Raw genomic sequence first — 15,637 nt, 5'->3', positions numbered from 1 at the left:
GTAATTCGCTTTCCTTTTGCTTTATTAATCATTACCCTCTTCCCTCGCTTTATTGTACGTTTACCCTCTGGTTGCTATGCAAAAATATACCCTGTTGCTGTTAAGCCTGGTGCTCCTGGCGCCTTTAGGCATCGATCTCTATTTACCCACGCTGCCGCAGATCGCAGAAGGTCTGTCAACACCGGTGACGCTGATACAAACAACGATCCCCCTTTTCCTGCTGATAATGGGACTGGGTCAGCTGGTGAGCGGCCCGCTGGTCGATAACTATGGGCGTAAACCTATTGCGCTGCTGGGCCTGACGCTCTACATAGCGGGCAGCGCCATTGCGGCCACCGCCACCTCCTTCCCGCTGTTCCTGCTGGCCCGCGTCGTACAGGGCTGTGCGGTATGTTGTAGTGCCGTCGTTGCGTTCAGCGGCGTACGCGACCGGTTAAGTGGTGATGATGCCGCCCGGGCTTATGGCTTTCTGAATGGCGCACTGAATATCGTGCCCGCACTGGCACCGTTGCTGGGTGGACTGCTAGCTAGCGCCTTTGACTGGCGCGCGCCCTTCTGGTTCCTGTGTACTTATGCCGCCGTCGTGATGCTGATGGTCATTATCTGGCTGCCGGAAACCCGTCCGGCCGATACGCTGCGTGTAAAAGGGCTTCCCGTTAATCAGTATGCCGCCATTTTACGTCAGCCGCGCTTTCTGGCCTTTGCCTTCGCGAATGCGGGCGCACTGGGCATGGTGCTGACGTATGTTTCACTGGCACCCCACATTCTGATGACCGAGGGCGGCCTGTCGCCTCTGGCATTCTCTTTTGCCTTTGGCGCGAATGGCTTTTGGATCATGCTGGTGAGCGTGGTGGTAAACAAGGCGATTCGTAAGGCGGGCAGGCCATTTTGCCTGGCGATGGGTTGCCTGACCATGCTACTGGGTGCTGGCCTGCTGTTGGCCGGTATGACACTGCTGCCTGACAGCCTGCAGTCACACTGGGCGCTGTATATGTTCCCTGTCGCCGTGGCCGTGGCCGGACTGGCCTTCACCGTCGGCCCGGCCACCAGCTATGCGCTGGAACCTTACCAACAGCAGGCTGGTGTCGCATCGGCGTTACAGGGTTTTATTCAGATGGCAGGCGGTGCAGCGGGGAGTTTGCTTATTGTCGCCCTGCCACTGGCAGAGAAAATGTCGCTGGCGTTGATGATGCTGCTGGGTGCAGCGCTGGCGTTCCTCGCCTGGCGCTGCAGTAAAAATATGCACAGCCGGATTACAGCGATTAAATAACGTTCACCGGAACGCGTGGGGCCAGGGCACACATCAGCTCATAACCTACCGTTCCGGCCGCTTTTGCTACCTGATCGATTTTGACATTGTTTCCCCACAGCTCGACAGGTGAACCAATGCCCGCCTGTGGGCAGGGTGTTAAATCAACGGTAATCATATCCATCGACACCGCACCCACGACCTGCGTCAGCACGCCATCAACAAAAACCGGCGTCCCGTTGGGCGCATGGCGAGGATAACCATCGGCATAGCCACAGGCGACAACACCTATTCGCTGCGGCTGGGATGCCCGGTAGCGATAGCCATAACCCACGCCATCTCCGGCCTGAAGTTGCTGCACACCAATGATTTCACTGGACAGGGTCATCACCGGCTGAAGTCCACTGCTGGCCACGTCCTGCCAGTCACCGCTGGGTGACGCACCATACAAAATGATCCCCGGTCGCACCCAGTCCCGGTGCGCCTCAGGATGCCACAACGTACAGGCCGAATTGGACAGCGAGACCGGGCTGTCCAGCCCTTCGGTGGCGTCGGCGATTCGCTGTAGCGGCGCTACAATGCCGTCGGGATTCTCGGCATCAGCGAAATGCGCCATCAACGTAATATCCCCGACGTTTTCCAGCGCACGCAGTTTATGCCAGATGCCATTTACCTGTTCAGGGCGAAAGCCCAGTCGGTTCATACCGCTGTTTATCTTCAGGTAAATATCGACAGGCGCCGAGAGCGTCGCATTGGCCAGGGCATGAATCTGCCAGTTGCTGTGCACGCTGGTCGTCAGACGGTAACGATCGATTAAGGTCAGATCGTCAGGGTGAAAAAAGCCTTCAAGCAGCAGGATGGGTTTCTTCCACCCCTGCTCCCGCAGCAGAATGGCTTCTTCCATATTCAGTAACGCGAAGCCATCGGTGCTGGACAGACTTTCCCACACGCGGGCAATGCCATGGCCGTAGGCATTGGCTTTCACCACAGACCAGACACGTGATGCGGGGGCCGCACGACGCACAATGGCCAGGTTATGTCGCAACGCCTGTTGATTGATGGTTGCGACAATTGGACGTGACATACTTCCTCTCCCTGAAGGCTTAACGTGTAGCGTTAACGTTACGAAGCGGTGATCGGCTGGCCGCAAAACCAGGCAAATAACGGAAGACCGTGAGATCGTCCGATGCAATCGCTGGCGACGTGCCGGAAATGACATCAGCCAGTAACTGACCGGAGCCACAGGCCATCGTCCAGCCCAGTGTGCCGTGTCCGGTATTCAGATAAAGATTGGACAGCGGCGTCGCCCCGACAACCGGCGTACCGTCTGGCGTCATAGGACGCAGGCCTGTCCAGAAACTGGCCTGGCTGACATCACCCCCTTCAGGATAAAGATCTGTAACCACCATCTCCAGCGTTTCGCGACGCGCTTCAGGCAGTTTGGTGTTAAAACCCACAATTTCTGCCATACCGCCGACTCGAATACGGTTATCAAAACGTGTGACGGCCACTTTGTAGGTTTCGTCCAGGATGGTGGAGACGGGTGCCGCATCGGCATTCGTCACCGGAATCGTTAAGGAATAGCCTTTCAGAGGGTAGACCGGGATATCCACAATATTTTTCATCAACGCGGTGGACCAGGAGCCCAGCGCAACGACGTAGCTGTCGGCTTTAATCACCTCATCGCCGCACTTCACACCGTAAATCCGGTTACCGTCGCGCAGCAACTGATCGATGGGTGTATTGAAGCGGAAGACCACACCGGCTTCCTCAGCCATTTTGGCCAGACGCTGGGTAAAAAGCTGGCAGTCGCCGGTTTCATCATTTGGTAACCGCAGACCGCCGGTAAGTTTATGCTGCGTCGCCGCAAGGGCAGGCTCAACGCTGGCCAGCTGATGCGACTCCAGTAATTCATAGGGCACGCCGGCCTCGCGCAGAACGGCAATGTCTTTGCTTGCGCTCTCGAATTGCTGTTGCGTACGGAATAACTGGAGCGTGCCGCCCTGTCGGCCTTCATAGGCAATGCCCGTTTCGGCGCGGAGGGCCTTCAGGCAATCGCGGCTGTATTCAGCAAGCCGGACCATGCGACTTTTATTCTGCTGGTAGTGCTGCATGTCACAGTTACGCAGCATATGCCACATCCACTCAAGCTGAAAGCGGCTGCCATCCAGCCGGATGGCCAGAGGCGCATGACGCTGAAACATCCATTTCATCGCCTTAAGCGGCACACCGGGTGCAGCCCAGGGCGCCGCATAGCCTGGCGAGATCTGCCCGGCATTTGCCGCGCTGGTTTCCATGGCGGGTTGAGGCTGACGATCGATCACGGTGACCTGATGGCCGGCGCGCGCCAGATACCACGCGCTGGTTACGCCCACAACCCCACTACCAAGAATAACTACGTGCATAAGTCCCCCGCGAAAATAAAAAGCATAATCCACTATTCACCGGTTAACATTCAGAGTGATCACAAAGTGGAAACATCCTTTACACAATCCATCCATTTCACCTCTTTTTGCGCCTACAGGTAACTAAAATCATTTCACGCCCTCAAATTCAGAGAATTATGCGTCCTTTATTAAAAAATCAGGCATAAATGACACCAGTTCTGGTTAATTATGCCTTTCACAGGAGAATCCTTCATAATCTCCCTCCTGCAAAAAACCAGCATTTAATGCTGAAAAGTAACAGCTATTCAGTGTGTAGAGCTATTTAATCCCAGCGCGGTAAACCTGAAATGATTTTTCTGCCAAAGAATTCGTTTGAGTTCCCGGATCGGATAAGCGACAGTGAACTATCATTGATCTGTTCACTCAGTTTTTTTGGGTTCCTTTCTCAGGAAGAGCCTTAAATAAATCGTAACGGGCAACGCGTCAGGGTGAGTCCGTTCGCCAAAACAGAGGTGCGCTATGACAACAATCTTTGACGATTCCATCATGGACAGCAAACGACTCAGCGACGGGCCCGACTGGACATTCGAGTTACTGGATGTCTATCTCGCTGAAATCGACCGCGTAGCGAAACACTACGGTCTGGATACCTACCCGCACCAAATTGAAGTGATTACCTCCGAGCAGATGATGGACGCCTACTCCAGCGTCGGTATGCCCATCAACTATTCGCACTGGTCGTTTGGCAAAAAATTTATTGAGACTGAGCAACGTTACAAGCATGGGCAGCAGGGTCTGGCTTATGAGATCGTGATTAACTCTAACCCCTGCATCGCCTATCTGATGGAAGAGAACACCATGACCATGCAGGCGCTGGTTATGGCGCACGCCTGCTATGGGCATAATTCCTTTTTTAAAAATAACTACCTCTTCCGCAGCTGGACCGATGCCAGTTCCATTGTGGATTACCTGTTATTTGCCAGAAATTACATTGCCGACTGCGAAGAACGCTATGGCGTTGAAGAAGTGGAGCGCCTGCTCGATTCATGTCACGCCCTGATGAATTACGGTGTGGACCGCTATAAGCGCCCGCAAAAAATTTCCCTGCAGGAAGAGAAGGCCAGGCAAAAAAGCCGCGAAGAGTATCTGCAAAGCCAGGTCAATACCTTATGGCGCACCTTACCGCGGCGTGAAAAAGAAGCCACGCATTTTGAAGCGGCGCGCTACCCTTCTGAACCGCAGGAAAACCTGCTCTACTTTATGGAAAAGAACGCGCCGCTGCTGGAGCCGTGGCAGCGTGAAATTCTGCGCATTGTGCGTAAGGTGAGCCAGTATTTTTACCCGCAGAAACAAACTCAGGTGATGAATGAAGGCTGGGCGACCTTCTGGCATTACACCATCCTGAATCACCTCTATGATGAAGGCAAAGTGTCAGAACGCTTTATGATGGAGTTCCTGCACAGCCATACCAACGTAATCTATCAACCGCCCTATAACAGCCAGTGGTACAGCGGTATCAATCCGTATGCACTGGGCTTTGCCATGTTCCAGGATATTAAACGTATTTGTCAGTCGCCGACGGAAGAGGATCGCTACTGGTTCCCGGATATTGCCGGTTCTGACTGGCTGAAAACCCTGCATTTCGCGATGCGTGAATTTAAAGATGAAAGCTTTATCAGTCAGTTCCTGTCGCCTAAGGTCATGCGTGACTTCCGGCTGTTCACTGTGCTGGACGACGACCGCAACAATTATCTGGAAATCGCCGCGATCCACGACGAGTCCGGCTATCGGGCCATTCGGCAGCAGCTTTCGGCACAGTACAACCTGAGTAATCTGGAGCCCAATATTCAGGTTTACAATGTGGACTTACGGGGTGATCGTTCCCTGACGCTGCGCTACGTGCCACAAAGCCGTGCACCACTCGATAAGAGCCGTCGGGAGGTGCTTAAGCACGTGCACCGCCTGTGGGGCTTTGATGTGATTCTGGAACAGCAGAATGAAGATGGCAGCGTCGAACTGCTGGATCGCAATCCGCCGCGCAATGTTCCCCTCTAAAACAGGCATAAAAAAACCGGACGCGCAGTCCGGTTTTTTTTAGCGCTTAGCGCCTAAGTCGTTCGGCATACTCTTTTGCATCGAATGCCAGATATCTCCACTCTGGCGTCCGTAATGCCGGACACACTCCACGATTTCATCCTGAGTGGGCTGTTTGTCACACAGGTCGAGCAGTGTCAGATAAAACTCGCGGGCGACTTTACGGGCTTCCGGATTGGAGAAATAGTGCCGCCCAACGCGCGTATACAGTCCTTTCAACCCATTCAGGATCAGGCCATAAATCGGATTGCCCGAGGCGAACGCCAGGCCGCGAAACACCCGATAATCGAGTTCCGTGTAACTGTCCACCTGATCGTCGGTTTGCGCGACGGCCTGCAGCACCTCACGCGCCTTCTCAGGATAGTGGCGCAGCGCGCGGCTGATAAAAATAGAAGAAATATTGGTGCGCACCGACAACAGGTTATCGATCAAAGCCGGTACACTATCGTGGTCCAGACGCGCCAGGGTTTCCAGAATGTTCAGACCCGACGTTTCCCAGAAATCGTTAACGCGCGTGGGCTTGCCATGCTGAATGGTTAACCAGCCGTCTCGCGCCAGGCGTTGTAACACTTCACGTAACGTTGTACGCGTTACGCCAATCAGTTCAGAAAGCTCACGTTCGGCAGGAAGGATCGATCCGGGTGGAAAACGGCTGTTCCAGATGCTTTCAATAATATACTCTTCAGCAAATCCGGCTGGACTCTGCGCCTTAATAACCATAACTGTGTGTTCTCATTGCTTTCTGGATCGTAATGGGCACTCATCATACCAGAGCGCCTATAGCGGATATAGCCTTGTCAACGATTAAAAATGCGGTTCAGCACAAAAATAAGACAGATTACCGTGCTGCGCCATACGTGCGAGGATGCCTTAGGTTAAGCCCTGAAAACCGCCTCGGGCAGCAGCGCGTTGATGAATAATCCGCCGAATGAGGCAGAAGGTGTCAGCCGCATTCGCAAACAAACAAAGAATTAATCTGGATCAGGGCCAGGTTAGGTTTGCACACGATTTTTTCTTACCACAGGATGGCGCGCCGCGTCTTTTGGTTTACACTGCGGGGCATTAACGTTTACAGGGAATGCACTATGTTGCGATATTTAAACCAATGTTCGCGTGGTCGCGGTGCCTGGTTATTATTGGCCCTTTCCGCTCTGGCGTTGGAACTGACAGCATTATGGTTTCAGCATGGTCTGGGCTATAAACCCTGCGTCATGTGTATTTACGTGCGTTGCGCGCTTTTTGGCGTGATGGGCGCAGGCATCCTTGGCTTCCTGATGCCACGTTCGCCGGTTCGACTGGTGGCAATTGTGTTATGGATATACAGCGCATGGGAAGGCCTGAGACTTTCTTACGAACACACCATGATCCTGCTGCATCCGAATCCCTTTGTAACCTGTGACTTTGCCGCCCGCTTCCCCGCCTGGTTGCCGCTGGATAAATGGTTGCCATCGGTATTTGTCGCCAGCGGCGATTGTTCGGAACAGGCCTGGCGCTTCTTATCACTCGCCATGCCACAGTGGATGATCGGCATCTTCGCGGCTTATCTGCTGGTGGGTGTGCTGGTGTTGCTTGCTCAGCCGTTTAAACCTAAACGCCGCGACTTATTCGGTCGTTAATCCGTTAAAAGGCTGCCAGGGGCAGCCTTTATCGTCAGGACTTAGCCATTCCGGTCAGGGCGATCGATAATATGATCTTCCCAGTCGCGCACTTCACTTTCCCGCACTGCAATGTAACGTACAGAAATTCGCTGCGCATGCATCGCATTTTTTGAGCCCGTCAGCAGCGGATGCCAGGCAGGCAGCGGCTTCCCCTCGCCCAGTAAACGGTAGGCACAGGTGCGCGGTAACCAGTCAAAGGTGGTCAGATTTTCGCGCGTCAGCTTGATACAGTCTTCTTCATATTCAAAGCGACGCGCATAGTTACGGCACTGGCAGGTTTTGATGTTGAGCTGATTACAGGCGACATTGGTGAAATAAATTTCATCCGTGTCCGCGTCCTGAAGTTTGTTCAGACAACACTGACCACAACCATCACACAAGGATTCCCATTCCTCATCGCTCATTTGTGCCAGGCGTTTGTGTTGCCAGAAAGGGGTTTCAGTCATGATGATTGTCCAGATTTAGCGTAAACCGCACCTTATAAAGCGATCAGCACGCTGATGCAAGTTTTACAACACGCGCGTACTGATTCCGTGACCGGCAAAGGAGACTTCCAGCGTGTCGCCTGACCGCATTGGGCCCACCCCTTCTGGCGTACCGGTCAAAATGACGTCGCCAGCATGTAGCGTAAAATACTGACTCATATGGGCAATCAGCGGCAGGATTTTGTGAATCATATCTGACGTATTGCCATCCTGACGGACTTCCCCGTTTACCACCAGCTTCAGATCGGTATTCTGGGGATCGCCCGCAAACTCCGCGACCGGTATGAAACCTGACAGCGGACAGGCGTTATCAAACGCTTTTGCTTTTTCCCAGGGTTGTCCGGCTTTTTTTAAGCCCGCCTGCAGATCGCGCAGCGTCAAATCCAGCGCCACACCATAACCGGCAATGGCTTTCGCCACGTGCGCTTCGCTGGCCTGTTTTAGCGTGGTGCCGATCAACACCGCCAGCTCGACTTCATGATGCACTTCACCAAAGGCATCAGGAATGGATAAAGGCTGCCGCAGATCGCACAAGGCCGAAGCCGGTTTAATAAAGATAACCGGTTCGGTCGGCGTCGCACTGCCCATTTCTTTAATGTGTTTCGCATAGTTGCTGCCCACGCAAACCACTTTGCTGACGGGATAATCTAACAAAGCGCCTTGCCAGTTACGATGCTGATACATGCTAATCCCCTGTTTCATGATGCCGGACGGTCAGTCTCCGACGGTTAAAAGCATACAGGGCAGCACCGCACAGCGCTCCCCTGCGTAGCCATTGCGATGATTTAACCTGACAGATGCGCAGGAATTGTCAACCTGCCCGCCAGGCTATTTGTGCGTCAGTACAGGAAAACGCGGTGCGGCAGGTTACCGGGAAGGGAAAAACAGCGGCGCTGCACAATTAATATTCAGCGCGGGTGCAAAATATAAATTTGCCGTTCACTGCCGCACATCAATAATATTAACGGAACAATCCGAGTTAATCTTTTTTGTCCGCCTCAAGATGGGTTTTTAACAAACTTTCAATCGGCGGAGGAATTTGCAAATAATATCCCTGCTCGCTTAACCCCTGCTTAACTTTATTGATGTCGGCGTTGGCCAGCTTGTCGCGTTGGGCAAGGTTAATCACCATGGCCAACTGCGGTTTACCAAAGCCTTTCAACAGCGCGTCAGGCACGCGCGAAAAATCGTCTTTTTTTTCAACATAAAGATAAGTCTGGTCACGGACGGGACTTCTGTAGATCACACAAAACATATTTTTTACTCGAATTAACCCGCGCTGAGGCTTGTTTGAATATAGCGCTAACTATAACATGCTTGCAGTACTTCGAATATTCGCCGATCGCGCTTTAACGATGCTTTTATCATCGCTTAGCACAGGGTAGTAAAACAGGACTGAGTCGGGACAGATGCCGCAATCGCCAATCGAATTTAAGGGAAGCAGTTTTACCTTGTCTGTTGTTCATTTGCATCACCATGAGCCAGAGGTGATCCGCAAAGCGCTTCAGGACAAAATTGACCAGGCACCCGATTTCCTGAAAAACGCACCAGTGGTGCTGAATGTTGCGGCACTCAATGCCGCCGTAAACTGGAAACAGATGCTGCAGGCGGTAAGCGCTACGGGACTGCGTATTGTCGGTGTCAGTGGCTGCAAAGACGAGGCGTTGAAAAAGCTGATCGCCCGTGCCGGTCTGCCGGTGCTGGCAGAGGGGAAAGAGAGCCAGAAACGTGAGGAGCCAAAACCTGAACTCAAACTGGTTGCTGCGGAACCTCTGGCCGCGAAGACACGCATCGTCAATACACCGGTCCGTTCAGGCCAGCAAATCTATGCCCGTAATGCGGATTTGATTGTGACCAGTAGCGTCAGTGCCGGTGCAGAACTGGTCGCTGACGGCAATATCCATATTTACGGCATGATGCGTGGTCGGGCGCTGGCAGGCGCCAGCGGCGACAGAGAATGCCAGATTTTTTGTACCAACCTGTCCGCAGAGTTGGTTTCTATCGCCGGGGAGTACTGGATTATGGATCAGATCCCCGAAGAATATTTTGCTAAAGCAGCGCGGCTTTGCCTTCAGGATGGCGCGCTGACTATCCAGACACTTAATTAGGCCCCTTTTCTTTCGTTAAGGAAATCAATATTTATGGCACGCATTATTGTAGTTACATCCGGTAAAGGGGGCGTTGGTAAGACCACGTCAAGCGCGGCCATCGCCACCGGTTTAGCGCAGAAAGGCAAGAAAACGGTTGTCATCGACTTTGATATCGGCCTGCGTAACCTTGATTTGATCATGGGCTGCGAGCGCCGGGTTGTTTATGATTTCGTGAATGTTATTCAGGGTGATGCCACGCTGAATCAGGCCCTGATTCGCGACAAGCGCACTGAGCAGCTGTATATTTTGCCTGCCTCACAAACCCGTGACAAAGACGCGCTGACCCGCGAAGGCGTCGAGAAAGTCCTGAATGATCTTGCGGAGATGGAGTTCGATTTTATTGTTTGTGACTCCCCTGCGGGCATTGAAACCGGTGCGTTAATGGCGCTCTATTTTGCCGATGAAGCCATCATCACCACCAACCCGGAAGTCTCTTCGGTTCGCGACTCTGACCGTATTCTCGGTATCATTTCGTCCAAATCACGCCGTGCGGAAACCAGCCAGGAGCCGGTTAAAGAGCATCTGCTGCTGACCCGCTATAACCCGGGTCGTGTTAACCGTGGCGATATGCTGAGCATGGAAGATGTGCTGGAAATTCTGCGCATACCGCTGGTCGGCGTCATCCCGGAAGACCAGTCTGTGCTGCGTGCCTCAAACCAGGGTGAACCCGTGATTCTGGACGCGGAGTCCGATGCGGGTAAAGCCTATGCCGATACCGTTGAACGGTTGCTCGGTGAAGTTCGCCCCTTCCGCTTTATTGAAGAAGAGAAGAAGGGTTTCCTGAAACGCCTGTTCGGGGGATAAACCATGGCATTACTTGATTTCTTTTTATCCCGGAAGAAGAACACTGCCAACATAGCCAAGGAACGGCTGCAGATTATTGTGGCAGAACGGAGAAGGGGCGACAGTGAGCCCCACTATCTTCCGCAACTCAAGCGCGACATTCTGGACGTGATTTGCAAGTACGTGAAGATTGATCCGGACATGGTGACGGTTCAGCTTGATCAGAAAGGAGATGATATCTCGATTCTGGAACTGAACGTCACCTTACCTGAAACGGAAGACGTAACGAAATGACGCGTCTGGTTTCCTGAGATTCCCCTGCGCAGTAGCAGGGGAATTTTTTTTATATCTCGGCAAGTATCTCGCTAATGCCGGGTTTCAGAAGCGCACCGCGCCAGCCTGCCAGCAGTTCGGGCTCACGGTTCTGTGGCTTTAATCCCCAGTGCTGACTCAACACCTGATTAATCTGTCGACGTGATGCCAGCAGTTCCTGGCTTAATCCGCTCTGTTCACTGACCTGCTGTACCAGTGCTTTAATCGCTTTAAAAGCCCGTTTGTAATGCACGTGATCCACCAGATTCGCTAACGGCGGCGGTAACGCACTGTCCTCCAGCGCGGCGGCTTCAGCAACCCGCGCCAGCATTGCCCTGCCGTGGAAACGGATCTCGTGACCGGACAGGCCCAGATGGTCTAACTCCCCTTGCGAGCCCGGCATAAAGCGCGCCACTTTCCACAGGTTTTCTTCACGCACCACAAAATTGACCGCCATGTCTTTTTCGCGGGCAACGTTAAGCCGCCATGCCGCCAGGCGCTGCAGCGCGGCCAGTTGACGCGGACGCAGTTGCCAGGCGTTGGTGATGTCCCGCCATGCGTCCTCGGGATCAAGCACATCTAAACGGCGCTGACACAGGTTTTCACATTCGCTCAGTGCCGCCGTCACGTTCCCCACCTGCTCCACCTGCGCCATCAGCTGATGCGCAATGGGCAGCAGGTAATGCACATCCGCTGCGGCGTACTGACACTGCCGCTCAGTCAGCGGACGGGCCAGCCAGTCGGTCCGGGCTTCACTTTTGTCTAATTCCACCTGAGTGAAATGCGCCACCATTGAGGCAAAACCCCAGGAAAGTGGCTGACCGCTGAACGCCGCCAGAATCTGTGTATCGATCATGGGCTGTGGCAGTACCCCAAAGCGGTGCAGGAACACTTCCAGATCTTCCCCCCCGGCGTGCAAAAATTTGGTCACGCGGGTATCCGTTAAGAGCGCAATAAACGGTGACCAGTCACGGACAGGTAACGGATCGATCAGGACTAACTGCTCGCCATCAAACAGCTGGATTAACCCCAGCTGAGGATAGTAGGTTCGGGTACGGACAAATTCGGTATCCAGGGCGACAGCCGTATGCTGGCGTGCTTTTTGACACACCTCGGCCAGGTGATCATCGTTATCGATCAGAGAATAGTTCACGTTCAGTTTCCACCGCAGCTGACAACGTGCGGTGCTCCATGTTAAAAGCAATAAAAACGCCGGACAGTGCCGGCGTTCAACCTGAATCCTGACGGCGAATCAGCTTGCGCTGGTTTTCACCTCGTCGCGCAGTTCACGACGCAGAATTTTTCCTACATTCGTTTTAGGCAGTTCATCACGAAACTCAACAATCCTGGGCACTTTGTAGCCTGTCAGTTGACGGCGACAATGGTCCAGCAGCTCTTCTTTGGTCAGCGACTGATCTTTCTTGACCACACAAACCTTCACCGCTTCACCGGACAACTCACTCGGCACACCGATGGCTGCCGCTTCACGCACTTTCGGATGCTGCATCAGGACATCTTCTATCTCATTAGGATAGACGTTGAAGCCCGAAACCAGAATCATATCCTTTTTGCGGTCAACGATGCGGATAAATCCTTCGTGATCAACGGTAACAATATCGCCGCTGTGGAGCCAGCCATTTTTCAGGACCTCTGCCGTGGCCTCCGGATGCTGCCAGTAACCCAACATTACCTGCGGCCCACGAATGCATAATTCGCCGGGCTCACCAGTGGGGACTTCATTACCGTTTTCATCCAGAATAATGACATCCGTTGAGGGAACCGGCAAACCAATACTGCCGGTGTGGCAGTTAATGTCGTAGGGATTAACCGACACCAGTGGGGAACATTCCGTCAGCCCATAGCCTTCCAGCAGATAGTGCCCGGTCAGTTTTTCCCAACGTTCCGCCACTGCTTTTTGCACCGCCATCCCCCCGCCCGCGGACAGACGTAACGTCGAGAAGTCAAGTTTGTTAAAATTATCATCGTTGAGTAAGGCATTGAACAGCGTGTTCACGCCGGTTATCGCCGTGAAAGGATACTTCGCCATTTCTTTCACAAAAGCGGGAATGTCGCGCGGATTGGTGATCAATACGTTTTGCCCACCCAGTTCCACGAACAGCAAGCCGTTCACGGTCAGCGCAAAGATATGGTAGAGCGGCAAGGCCGTCACGACGCACTCTTTGCCGTCGCGGAGTAACTTGCCATACGTCGCCTTGGTCTGCTCAAGGTTTGCCTGCATGTTTCGGTGCGTCAGCATCGCACCTTTCGCGACGCCGGTCGTCCCGCCCGTGTATTGCAGGAATGCCAAATCATCATTACTGACCTGTGGACGTCGATACGGCATTGACGCGCCCGTTTCCAGCACATGGCGAAACGATATCGCCCCCGGCAAATGATACTTGGGCACCAGCCGCTTCACATACTTCACCACAAAATTCACCAGCGTGGCTTTTACCGGTGCCAGTTGATCCCCCATCCGGGTCAGCACCACATGTTTGACCGCCGTCTCAGCGACGACTTTTTCCAGCGTATGTGCAAAGTTCGACACGATGACGATCGCACTGGCACCGCTGTCATTTAGCTGATGCTTCAGTTCACGCGGGGTATAAAGCGGATTGACGTTAACCACGACCATGCCGGCCCGGAGCACACCAAACAGCGCGACCGGGTATTGCAGCAGGTTCGGCATCATGAGTGCGACGCGCGCGCCCGGTTGTAACCTGAGTTCGTGTTGCAAATATGCCGCAAACGCCCGGCTTTTCTCGTCCAGTTGGCGGTAGGTCATTTTTTGACCCATGTTGTAAAATGCGGGCTGTCCGGCGTAACGCACGACAGCCTGCTCAAATAAATCGACCAGAGACGTATAACGATCAGCATTAATTTCGGCAGGGACGTCTGCCGGGTAGCGTTTCAGCCAAACCTTATTCAAGGATTCACCCCGATAATCTTGTTGTGTACTCATCGCCGCCTCAACAATCGTATTTGTTAACAATATTTTAACTGATTGTACCAGTTTGCTCTTATTGGCATGTTGAGGTTGCGAAGCCCATCACTAAATTTCGTGTTGGTTAATGATGCAAATAAAAAGCCCGGTTGCGAGCACCGCGACCGGGCCTGTTCAAAACGGATGTCACACTATTGCGTGAGGATGGTCTCGACCTGAGCCGGACCGGGGTTGTACATGCCCCAGTAAGGATTCGGACCCCAGTAACCACCACGATGGCGCGTGGGGCCATACCAGATCCAGGGATCGAGAGGCTCTGGCGGTGACACGATCTGACGGGTCAAATGCCAGCGCTGGTAACCCCGAACATCAACGACCACAAACGAGTAGTTTGCTTCGCCGATTTTACCGGGCTCCGTTCCCTTAATCGTGCCGAGAACAGTGACGTACTGGTCTTTGACATCCGTCGGGTCAACAAAACCGGGAATGTCGGCATAGATACGCCCTACCGAGCTGGCCCCCAGCACCGGGCGCGCGCCTTCATCCAGCGGCTGGGTCGCAATTTCCAGCCGGGTTTTGCCATTGCGGTTAATTACGTTGACCACTTTACCGCCAAAGCGCGACTCCTGGCCGACATAGAGGGCCGGATTGCTCATCACCCGCAGTAAATCCTGCTGGGGCAACGCTGAGTGACCTTTAATCGTATCCGGTACGGAAACACAACCACTTAACACCAGGGCGCAGACCAACATCACACCGGCAACGCCTCTACGACACATTGACATAGACATTCTCCTGAAGGTTGATGTTTAGAGTGCCCCGATAACAATAAGTTGCGTTGCCTGTCAGCGGCCCGGCAGTTTTTTCCATGCCACTTCATTACGCAGATAGGTTGGCTCTGCCTGTTCGGGCAACACGGTTTGCCCCTGTGCTAAGGCGCGCGCCGCCAGGGGCAACATGTCCTCAGCCGCTGGCAGCAAAACGCCGCTGTCTTTGAGCTGGAGTGCATGGCCCTGCTGCAGTACCGGCCAGGCCTGCCATCCGGTACCGGCGGTATACCACTCCCCGCTCAGCGCCTGCATGCGCTCCAATGCGGCCTCGGGCGTAAGCACGCTTTCCGTTGCTTCACCTTGCCAGATACCGTCCTCATCGCGCTGATATTCTGCCCAGTACACTTCACCCATGCGCGCATCAATCGCGGTGAGTACCCGACAGGCACCGTGCTGACGCCAGGCGCCCTGCGCCAGCGTGGCCAGGGTGGAAATACCCGCCATCGGTAACGCCGCGCCGAGTGCCAGCCCCTGGGCAATACCAATCCCGATACGCACGCCCGTAAAACTGCCGGGCCCGCGACCAAAGGCCAGCACATCGAGTTCGGTGAGTTCCAGTTGCTGAGCCTGCAGCAGCTCGGCGACCAGCGGCAAAATGCGCTGTGTGTGATCGCGCGGCGCAATTTCAAAACGTGCGTCACTCTCTTGCCCGTTAAGCAATGCCGCAGAACAGGCTTCTGTCGCTGTATCCAGCGCTAAAATTCGGACCGACATATCGACCTCTGAAGATTCAAAACGGCGCGCA

General features: G+C 53.8%; 16 protein-coding genes. 6 read left to right on the top strand and 10 right to left on the bottom strand.

Features of this window, described 5'->3' with window-relative positions:
* Positions 1-76: 76 nt before the first annotated feature.
* A complete protein-coding gene (locus GC090_RS09235; RefSeq protein WP_033741891.1) occupies positions 77-1,270 on the top strand; it encodes a multidrug effflux MFS transporter in 1,194 nt (397 codons plus the stop codon).
* Here the strand turns inward: GC090_RS09235 and dadX are convergent.
* Positions 1,263-2,333 (bottom strand): catabolic alanine racemase DadX, encoded by a 1,071-nt coding sequence (dadX, locus tag GC090_RS09230; RefSeq protein ID WP_006119432.1) that lies wholly within the window; start codon positions 2,331-2,333, stop codon positions 1,263-1,265. The genes GC090_RS09235 and dadX overlap by 8 nt on opposite strands.
* 19 nt (positions 2,334-2,352) lie before the next feature.
* The gene (locus GC090_RS09225) at positions 2,353-3,654 is read right to left on the bottom strand and encodes a D-amino acid dehydrogenase (RefSeq protein ID WP_006119433.1); all 1,302 of its coding nucleotides are present in this window, start codon (positions 3,652-3,654) and stop codon (positions 2,353-2,355) included.
* A 501-nt stretch (positions 3,655-4,155) separates the two neighbouring features.
* Here GC090_RS09225 and GC090_RS09220 point away from each other — a divergent pair.
* Positions 4,156-5,691: a SpoVR family protein gene (locus GC090_RS09220; RefSeq protein WP_058701813.1), complete on the top strand. Its 1,536-nt coding sequence runs from the start codon at positions 4,156-4,158 to the stop codon at positions 5,689-5,691.
* A gap of 39 nt (positions 5,692-5,730) precedes the next feature.
* Here the strand turns inward: GC090_RS09220 and fadR are convergent, their stop codons facing one another.
* On the bottom strand, positions 5,731-6,450 hold the full coding sequence (fadR, locus tag GC090_RS09215) for a fatty acid metabolism transcriptional regulator FadR (RefSeq protein WP_033741897.1): 720 nt from the start codon (positions 6,448-6,450) through the stop codon (positions 5,731-5,733).
* Between the two features lie 365 nt (positions 6,451-6,815).
* Here fadR and dsbB point away from each other — a divergent pair, with 365 nt between their 5' ends.
* The gene (gene dsbB / locus GC090_RS09210) at positions 6,816-7,346 is read left to right on the top strand and encodes a disulfide bond formation protein DsbB (RefSeq protein ID WP_039343052.1); all 531 of its coding nucleotides are present in this window, start codon (positions 6,816-6,818) and stop codon (positions 7,344-7,346) included.
* A 41-nt stretch (positions 7,347-7,387) separates the two neighbouring features.
* On the opposite strand, the gene GC090_RS09205 is transcribed toward dsbB, so the two are convergent.
* From GC090_RS09205 to GC090_RS09195, 3 genes are all read right to left on the bottom strand, one after another.
* Positions 7,388-7,834, bottom strand: coding sequence for a cysteine cluster protein YcgN (locus tag GC090_RS09205; protein WP_033741898.1), 447 nt, complete (start codon positions 7,832-7,834; stop codon positions 7,388-7,390).
* 63 nt (positions 7,835-7,897) lie between these two features.
* Positions 7,898-8,557, bottom strand: a complete 660-nt coding sequence (locus GC090_RS09200; RefSeq protein WP_058701812.1) for a fumarylacetoacetate hydrolase family protein — start codon at positions 8,555-8,557, stop codon at positions 7,898-7,900.
* A gap of 295 nt (positions 8,558-8,852) precedes the next feature.
* Positions 8,853-9,128 carry a YcgL domain-containing protein gene (locus GC090_RS09195; RefSeq protein WP_006119443.1) on the bottom strand — a complete coding sequence of 92 codons (276 nt, stop codon included), beginning with the start codon at positions 9,126-9,128 and terminating at the stop codon, positions 8,853-8,855.
* Positions 9,129-9,282: 154 nt separating this feature from the next.
* Here GC090_RS09195 and minC point away from each other — a divergent pair, with 154 nt between their 5' ends.
* Genes minC through minE form a run of 3 tightly spaced genes read left to right on the top strand, consistent with a single transcriptional unit; the run spans position 9,283 to position 11,100 of the window.
* Positions 9,283-9,981: a septum site-determining protein MinC gene (minC, locus tag GC090_RS09190; protein ID WP_006119444.1), complete on the top strand. Its 699-nt coding sequence runs from the start codon at positions 9,283-9,285 to the stop codon at positions 9,979-9,981.
* 33 nt (positions 9,982-10,014) lie between these two features.
* Complete coding sequence (minD, locus tag GC090_RS09185; protein ID WP_006119445.1) at positions 10,015-10,827, top strand: septum site-determining protein MinD; 813 nt, start codon at positions 10,015-10,017, stop codon at positions 10,825-10,827.
* Positions 10,828-10,830: 3 nt separating this feature from the next.
* A complete protein-coding gene (gene minE, locus GC090_RS09180) occupies positions 10,831-11,100 on the top strand; it encodes a cell division topological specificity factor MinE (RefSeq protein WP_006119446.1) in 270 nt (89 codons plus the stop codon).
* A 49-nt stretch (positions 11,101-11,149) separates the two neighbouring features.
* Here minE and rnd read toward each other — a convergent pair whose 3' ends face one another.
* The 4 genes from rnd to tsaB form a co-directional block, all read right to left on the bottom strand.
* Positions 11,150-12,271: a ribonuclease D gene (gene rnd / locus GC090_RS09175; protein WP_033741901.1), complete on the bottom strand. Its 1,122-nt coding sequence runs from the start codon at positions 12,269-12,271 to the stop codon at positions 11,150-11,152.
* 99 nt (positions 12,272-12,370) lie between these two features.
* The gene (gene fadD / locus GC090_RS09170) at positions 12,371-14,047 is read right to left on the bottom strand and encodes a long-chain-fatty-acid--CoA ligase FadD (protein ID WP_152999658.1); all 1,677 of its coding nucleotides are present in this window, start codon (positions 14,045-14,047) and stop codon (positions 12,371-12,373) included.
* 206 nt (positions 14,048-14,253) lie between these two features.
* The gene (locus tag GC090_RS09165; protein ID WP_324021426.1) at positions 14,254-14,847 is read right to left on the bottom strand and encodes a Slp family lipoprotein; all 594 of its coding nucleotides are present in this window, start codon (positions 14,845-14,847) and stop codon (positions 14,254-14,256) included.
* A 60-nt stretch (positions 14,848-14,907) separates the two neighbouring features.
* Complete coding sequence (gene tsaB, locus GC090_RS09160; RefSeq protein ID WP_006119451.1) at positions 14,908-15,606, bottom strand: tRNA (adenosine(37)-N6)-threonylcarbamoyltransferase complex dimerization subunit type 1 TsaB; 699 nt, start codon at positions 15,604-15,606, stop codon at positions 14,908-14,910.
* Between the last annotated feature and the right edge of the window lie 31 nt (positions 15,607-15,637).

It is taken from the genome of Pantoea sp. JZ29 (assembly GCF_035190385.1).
Taxonomy (GTDB): Bacteria; Pseudomonadota; Gammaproteobacteria; order Enterobacterales; family Enterobacteriaceae; genus Pantoea; species Pantoea stewartii.
Note: the sequence above shows the minus strand (reverse complement) of the source record. Positions and strands in the feature narration are given on the sequence as shown.

Excerpts from the sequence above, each read along its gene's own strand:
- GC090_RS09235 (WP_033741891.1), top strand. The coding sequence starts at position 77 with ATGCAAAAATATACCCTGTTGCTGTTAAGCCTGGTGCTCCTGGCGCCT.
- dadX (WP_006119432.1), bottom strand. The coding sequence starts at position 2,333 with ATGTCACGTCCAATTGTCGCAACCATCAATCAACAGGCGTTGCGACAT.
- GC090_RS09225 (WP_006119433.1), bottom strand. The coding sequence starts at position 3,654 with ATGCACGTAGTTATTCTTGGTAGTGGGGTTGTGGGCGTAACCAGCGCG.
- GC090_RS09220 (WP_058701813.1), top strand. The coding sequence starts at position 4,156 with ATGACAACAATCTTTGACGATTCCATCATGGACAGCAAACGACTCAGC.
- fadR (WP_033741897.1), bottom strand. The coding sequence starts at position 6,450 with ATGGTTATTAAGGCGCAGAGTCCAGCCGGATTTGCTGAAGAGTATATT.
- dsbB (WP_039343052.1), top strand. The coding sequence starts at position 6,816 with ATGTTGCGATATTTAAACCAATGTTCGCGTGGTCGCGGTGCCTGGTTA.
- GC090_RS09205 (WP_033741898.1), bottom strand. The coding sequence starts at position 7,834 with ATGACTGAAACCCCTTTCTGGCAACACAAACGCCTGGCACAAATGAGC.
- GC090_RS09200 (WP_058701812.1), bottom strand. The coding sequence starts at position 8,557 with ATGTATCAGCATCGTAACTGGCAAGGCGCTTTGTTAGATTATCCCGTC.
- GC090_RS09195 (WP_006119443.1), bottom strand. The coding sequence starts at position 9,128 with ATGTTTTGTGTGATCTACAGAAGTCCCGTCCGTGACCAGACTTATCTT.
- minC (WP_006119444.1), top strand. The coding sequence starts at position 9,283 with ATGCCGCAATCGCCAATCGAATTTAAGGGAAGCAGTTTTACCTTGTCT.
- minD (WP_006119445.1), top strand. The coding sequence starts at position 10,015 with ATGGCACGCATTATTGTAGTTACATCCGGTAAAGGGGGCGTTGGTAAG.
- minE (WP_006119446.1), top strand. The coding sequence starts at position 10,831 with ATGGCATTACTTGATTTCTTTTTATCCCGGAAGAAGAACACTGCCAAC.
- GC090_RS09165 (WP_324021426.1), bottom strand. The coding sequence starts at position 14,847 with ATGTCAATGTGTCGTAGAGGCGTTGCCGGTGTGATGTTGGTCTGCGCC.
- tsaB (WP_006119451.1), bottom strand. The coding sequence starts at position 15,606 with ATGTCGGTCCGAATTTTAGCGCTGGATACAGCGACAGAAGCCTGTTCT.